Source organism: uncultured Limnohabitans sp. (genome assembly GCF_937889215.1).
GTDB lineage: Bacteria > Pseudomonadota > Gammaproteobacteria > Burkholderiales > Burkholderiaceae_C > Limnohabitans_A.
Genome location: NZ_CALBEX010000214.1, coordinates 1 through 4,569, shown reverse-complemented (window position 1 = coordinate 4,569; position 4,569 = coordinate 1). Strand labels below are relative to the sequence as shown.

Sequence of the window (4,569 nt, the reverse complement as noted above, 5' to 3'; positions counted from 1 at the left end):
ATCACTCTGGCTGATGAAATGATTTATTCATCACTACTAAACAGCTCACAATCACAATGAGACTCAGCAATAAAAAAGCCCGGTGACCCGGGCTTTTGTTATTTGCAAAGTTGAGAAAATTTGCATCACATCTGAGAACCTACAAACGCTCAAATGTCGATGTTCCCCGCCCGCAGCGCATTGCTCTCAATGAAATGGCGGCGAGGCTCGACTTCGTCGCCCATGAGCATGGTGAAAACGCGGTCGGCTTCGATGGCATCGTCGATTTGCACACGCAGCAGGCGGCGCACGGTGGGGTCCATGGTGGTTTCCCACAGCTGTGCAGGGTTCATCTCGCCCAGACCTTTGTAGCGCTGGCGGCTGGTGGTGCGTTCGGCTTCGCTGATGAGCCAATGCATGGCCTGGCGGAAGTCGCCCACTTTTTCTTCTTTCTGGCGCTCGCCTTCGCCGCGCAGCGCTTTGGCACCTTCGCTCAGCAAGCCACGGAAAGTGTTAGCGGCTTCGGCCAGCGCGCCGTAGTCGGCACCGTGCACAAAGTCTTGCGTGATGATGCTGCTCTTGATGTTGCCGTGGTGGCGGCGACTGATGCGCAGGATCGGTTTGTCGGTGCGCACATCAAACTCAGCGCTCACTTCGGCAGGGATGCCGGTGGTGTTGAGTTCGCGCAGTTTGGCTTGCAGTGCGGAGGCGCATGCAGCGGCTTGTTCCATGCCATCCAAGTTCAGCGACACGCCATCGGCCATGGCGCGCAGGGCTTCGGCGTCCATGAAGTTGGACAAGCGGGTAATGACGTTTTCAGCCACTTGGTGTTTGCGGGCCAGGGCTTCGAGCGTTTCGCCAGACAGCACTTGGGGCGCAGCGCCTCCGGTGGTGATGCTGGCATCTTTGAGCGCGATGCGCAGCAAGAAGCCGTCGAGCGCCGGGCCGTCTTTGAGGTACAGCTCTTCTTTACCGGCCTTGACTTTGTAGAGCGGTGGTTGGGCGATGTAGATGTGACCACGCTCGACCAAATCAGGCATTTGGCGGTAAAAGAAAGTCAGCAGCAAAGTGCGGATGTGCGCGCCGTCCACGTCGGCGTCGGTCATGATGATGATGCGGTGGTAGCGCAGTTTGTCGACGTTGAAGTCGTCGGTGCCGCTCTTGCCGGAGTCGGCTGACACTTTGCCGATGCCGGTGCCCAAAGCGGTGATGAGCGTGATGATTTCGTTGCTGGTCAGCAGTTTTTCGTAGCGGGCTTTTTCGACATTCAGGATCTTGCCGCGCAGGGGCAAGATGGCCTGGAATTTACGGTCGCGGCCTTGCTTGGCAGAGCCACCGGCGGAGTCACCCTCGACGATGTAGATTTCGCACAGGGCCGGGTCTTTTTCTTGGCAGTCGGCCAGTTTGCCGGGCAAGCCCATGCCATCGAGCACGCCTTTGCGGCGCGTCATTTCGCGGGCTTTGCGGGCGGCTTCGCGGGCGCGGGCAGCTTCCACGATCTTGCCGCAAATGATCTTGGCGTCGTTGGGTCGCTCTTCCAGATAATCGTTGAGGGCTTTGGCCACGATGTCTTCGACCGGGGCGCGCACTTCACTCGACACCAGCTTGTCTTTGGTCTGGCTACTGAACTTGGGCTCGGGCACTTTAACGCTCAGCACGCAGCACAGGCCTTCGCGCAAGTCGTCGCCACTGACTTCGACCTTTTGCTTTTTGGCGATCTCGTTTTTCTCGATGTACTTGCCAATCACGCGGGTCATCGCAGCGCGCAGGCCTGTCAGGTGGGTGCCGCCGTCACGCTGGGGAATGTTGTTGGTGAAGCACAGCACCGATTCGTTGTAACCGTCGTTCCATTGCATCGCCACTTCCACACCGATGCTGGTGCCGGGGATGCCGCCGTAACTGTCGGCTGGGCGCTCGCCATTGGCGTGGAAGGCGTTGGGGTGCAACACTTTTTTGTTGGCGTTGATGAAATCGACAAAGCCCTTGACGCCACCGGCGCCCGAGAAGTCGTCTTCTTTGCCGGTCCGCTCGTCTTTGAGACGAATGCGCACGCCGTTGTTCAAGAAGGACAACTCGCGCAAACGCTTAGCCAAAATCTCGTAATGGAAATCGGTGTTTTGCGTGAAGATTTCCACGTCGGGCAAAAAGTGCACTTCGGTGCCGCGCTTGTCGGTGGCACCCGTGACGCGCATGGGTGAAACCTCTACACCGTCCACGGTTTCGAGCAAACGGTTTTGCACAAAGCCTTTGGCAAAGTCGATCTGGTGCACTTTGCCTTCGCGGCGCACCGTGAGGCGCAGCCACTTGCTCAACGCGTTCACGCAAGACACGCCCACACCGTGCAGGCCGCCCGAAACCTTGTAACTGTTTTGGTTGAACTTGCCGCCTGCGTGCAGTTCGGTCAAAGCGATTTCGGAGGCACTGCGCTTGGGCTCGTGCTTGTCGTCCATCTTCACGCCGGTGGGGATGCCGCGGCCGTTGTCGGTGACGCTGATGGAGTTGTCAGAGTGGATGGTGACCACGATGTCGTCGCAGTGGCCGGCCAGCGCTTCGTCGATCGAGTTGTCCACGACCTCGAACACCAAGTGGTGCAAGCCGGTGCCATCCGAGGTGTCGCCGATGTACATGCCGGGGCGTTTGCGCACAGCCTCCAGGCCTTCCAGAATCTGGATGGAGCCTTCGCCGTAGCCTTCGGATGCGCCCGCTTGGTGGGCGTCGATCTTGGGTTGCGCGGTGGTGAAAGCGTCTTCGCTGGGTTGGATGTCGTCGGTCATGTGGATTTTTTCTCTGTCGCTTGAATGGCCGAAACCCGCGAGTGGGCGCGGGTTTCGATAAAAGGAGCCATAAAGGGGCCTTGTGGACTTTTGCCTTAGATGCGCATCGGCATCACCACATATTTGAAATCGTCATTTTCGGGAATGGTGATCAAGGCCGAACTGTTGCCGTCCGCCAAGTCAATCCGGACCATGTCCTGGCCCATGTTGCTGAGCACGTCGATGATGTAGGTGACGTTGAAGCCGATCTCGATGGCATCGCCGCCGTAATCGATGTCGAGTTCATCGACCGCTTCTTCCTGCTCTGCGTTGGTCGATGCCACGCGCAGGCTGCCGGGGTCGAGGTTCAGGCGAACGCCTTTGAACTTGTCGCTGGTCAGGATGGCGGTGCGCTGCAAGCACGACAGCAAAGCTTGACGGCCCAGCGTCAGGTTGTTGCGGTGGCCCTTGGGGATCACGCGGTTGTAGTCTGGGAACTTGCCTTCGACCAGCTTGGTCACGAATTCCATGCCATCAAAGCTGAATTTGGCCTGGTTGTTGGCGAACTGCATCTCGATCGCACCTTCGGCGTCAGACAGCAAGCGCTGCAACTCCAGCACGGTCTTGCGCGGCAGAATGACTTCTTGTTTGGTGGGCACTTCCACGTCAAGTGTGGCGGCGGTGAAGGCCAGGCGGTGGCCATCGGTGGCGACCAAGCTCAGGCGGTTGCCCTCGGCCACAAACAGGATGCCGTTGAGGTAATAGCGGATGTCATGCACGGCCATGGCAAACGACACCTGACCCAGCAATTGCTTGAGGGTTTTTTGCGGCACGCTGAACACGGGGCCAAAGCTGGCGGCTTCTTGCACCAGTGGGAAGTCTTCTGCGGGCAAGGTCTGCAAGGTGAACTTGGACTTGCCGCCTTTCAAAATCAGTTTGGCTTGCGAAGACTCCAGACTCACTGTTTGGTCGGCGGGCATGGTGCGCAAGATGTCGATGAGTTTGCGAGCGCCCACCGTGGTCGTGAAATCGCCCGGGTCACCTTCCATTTCGGCGGTGGTGCGAATCTGGATTTCCAGATCGCTGGTGGTCAGCTGCAAGGCGTGTCCTGTTTTGCGGATCAGCACGTTGGCCAGCACAGGCAGGGTGTGGCGGCGCTCCACAATGCCGGACACGGATTGCAGAACCGACAGGAATTTGTCTTGGGTTGCCTTCAGGACGATCATTTGTCTACCTTTGATGGTTTTTGTCGCCGCAGCTTAGGGCCGGGCGAATAATTCACAACAGCATGCATTTTCGCTGTTTTTTGGACCCAAAACGGCCTGGATGGGGTGCAAATCACCTAAAACAGGGGGCTGTAATGGGTTCATGGCGGCTCAACCCTTGAGGGACTGCTCCAGCACGTGCAGTTGCTGGTTCAGCTCGGTCAGTTGCTGGCGTTCGGCACTGATCTTGCGCACGGCGTGCAGCACGGTGGTGTGGTCACGCCCGCCAAACAGCTCACCGATCTCGGGCAGGCTTTTTTGAGTCATTTCCTTGGCCAGATACATGGCAATCTGGCGCGGACGCGCAATGCTGGCCGGGCGTTTCTTGCTGTACATGTCCGCCACTTTGATCTTGTAGTAGTCGGCAACGGTTTTTTGGATGTTTTCGACACTGATCTGGCGGTTCTGGATGGACAGCAAATCACGCAAGGCATCGCGGGCCAGCTGGATGGAGATGTCTTTTTGGTTGAACCGGGAGTAAGCCAGGATTTTGCGCAGCGCGCCTTCGAGCTCGCGCACGTTCGAGCGCACGTTTTTGGCTACGAAAAAAGCCACGTCCTCAGGCATTTCGC

At 58.0% G+C, this 4,569-nt stretch carries 3 protein-coding genes; all 3 read right to left on the bottom strand.

The window, feature by feature from the left end; all coding sequences use genetic code 11:
- Positions 1 to 149: 149 nt before the first annotated feature.
- A complete protein-coding gene (gyrB, locus tag Q0341_RS05520) occupies positions 150 to 2,753 on the bottom strand; it encodes a DNA topoisomerase (ATP-hydrolyzing) subunit B (RefSeq protein WP_299511088.1) in 2,604 nt (867 codons plus the stop codon).
- Between the two features lie 95 nt (positions 2,754 to 2,848).
- Complete coding sequence (gene dnaN, locus Q0341_RS05515) at positions 2,849 to 3,958, bottom strand: DNA polymerase III subunit beta (RefSeq protein WP_299511086.1); 1,110 nt, start codon at positions 3,956 to 3,958, stop codon at positions 2,849 to 2,851.
- A 150-nt stretch (positions 3,959 to 4,108) separates the two neighbouring features.
- On the bottom strand, positions 4,109 to 4,569 hold a 461-nt coding region (locus tag Q0341_RS05510), incomplete at its 5' end, for a helix-turn-helix domain-containing protein (RefSeq protein ID WP_299511084.1).

Coding starts and splice junctions, on each gene's coding strand:
- gyrB (WP_299511088.1), bottom strand. CDS start 2,753: ATGACCGACGACATCCAACCCAGCGAAGACGCTTTCACCACCGCGCAA.
- dnaN (WP_299511086.1), bottom strand. CDS start 3,958: ATGATCGTCCTGAAGGCAACCCAAGACAAATTCCTGTCGGTTCTGCAA.